The organism is Legionella feeleii, assembly GCF_001467625.1.
In the GTDB taxonomy this organism is placed as follows: domain Bacteria; phylum Pseudomonadota; class Gammaproteobacteria; order Legionellales; family Legionellaceae; genus Tatlockia; species Tatlockia feeleii.
In genome coordinates, this window is record NZ_LNYB01000077.1 from 1 (window position 1) to 211 (window position 211).

The following is a 211-nucleotide window of genomic DNA, read 5'->3' on the forward strand; positions in this document are numbered from 1 at the left end:
GCTGCTTCCCGTGGCAAGCTGAAGATAGTTCAGTATCTATGTAGCTTGGAGTCTAATAATAAGCCAGATAGCAAGGCCATAAGCGAAGCCTTAATTGGAGCTGCTTTAGATGGCAAGCTGGAGATAGTTCAGTATCTATGTAGCTTGGAGTCTAATAATAAGCCAGATAGCAAGGCCATAAGCGAAGCCCTAAAAAGGACTCATTTAAATT

Annotated in this window: 1 protein-coding gene; it reads left to right on the forward strand. The window is 42.2% G+C overall.

The features are described 5' to 3' along the window. On the forward strand, positions 1 to 211 hold a 211-nt coding region (locus Lfee_RS17650), incomplete at both ends, for an ankyrin repeat domain-containing protein (protein ID WP_238584893.1).